The 1,164-nt window shown below is 74.5% G+C and carries 1 protein-coding gene; it reads right to left on the reverse strand.

Translation table 11 applies throughout. The features are described from left to right. Positions 1 to 941: serine/threonine-protein kinase (locus tag ACWF94_RS40830; protein ID WP_453500410.1), on the reverse strand; the 941-nt coding region annotated here is incomplete at its 3' end. Positions 942 to 1,164 lie beyond the last annotated feature (223 nt).

Raw genomic sequence — 1,164 nt, forward strand, 5'->3', positions numbered from 1 at the left:
TCCTTGGCCAGCAGCCCGTAGATGACCTCCTGGAGCGGTCCCGCGTTCTTGGGCGGGTCGAGCGGCTCGGTCATCACCGCGGTCAGCGTCGCGATCGCGGAGCCCTTGTCGTACGGCGGGCAGCCCTCCACGCTCGCGTACAGCAGCCCGCCCAGCGACCACAGATCCGCCGCGGGGCCGGGGCGGTGGCCCCGGGCCCGCTCCGGGGAGATGTACGACGGGGCGCCGACGAGCATGCCGGTCGAGGTGATCGACGGGTCGCCCTCGACCTGCGCGATGCCGAAGTCGGTGAGCACCACCCGGCCGTCGTCGGAGATCAGCACATTGGACGGCTTCACATCGCGGTGCAGAATGCCCTCACGGTGCGCGGAGCGCAGTACGTCGAGGACCGCGAGCCCGACCTCGGCGGCCCGCCGGGGCGTCAGGATGCCGTCCTCGCGCACGGCTTCGGCGAGCGACTTGCCCTCGACCAGCTCCATCACGATCCATGGGCGGTCGTCCTCGTCCACCACGTCGTAGACCGTCACCGCGCTGTTGTTGCGGATCCGGGCGATCGCCTTGGCCTCGCGGAGCGTACGGGTGATGAGGCGGCGCTTCTCCTCGTCGTCGATGCTGTTCGGGAAGCGCAGTTCCTTCACGGCGACGGTACGGCCCAGGGTCTCGTCGACCGCCCGCCACACCGTGCCCATCCCGCCGCGCCCGAGCACACCGCCGAGCCGGTACCTCCCGGCGAGCAGCCGATCCTCGGCGTCCCGCCCGGAACCCCGCCCGGACGACGGGTCCGCCCGGCCGGACGACGACCGTGAGCCGCTGTCCCGGGTGCCCCGGGTGGCCCCGGTGTCCCGCGCGTCGGGAGTTTCGCGGGCGCTGCGGCTGTCCCGGGCGTCGCGTTCGCCGGCCGCCACGGCCACGGGCTTCTTCCCGGCTGCCCGCTCCGGCACCCGGCCGCCTTCACCGGCGGCCCCGCCCCTGGGGGACGCGGAGGACGCCCCGGCCTTGGCCTTGGTCCCGTCCCGGGGCTCGCTCGCGGGCTTCGCGTCGGCCTTCGGCCTGCGAACAGCGGTCCTCTTGCCGGACTTGGGCCCGGACGAGCGCCCGGCCGAAGGCTCGTCCGAGGGCCCGGCCGAAGGCTCGTCCGAGGGCCCGGCTTCCGCGCCCGAGGGC

The organism is Streptomyces sp. NPDC055078, assembly GCF_053607985.1.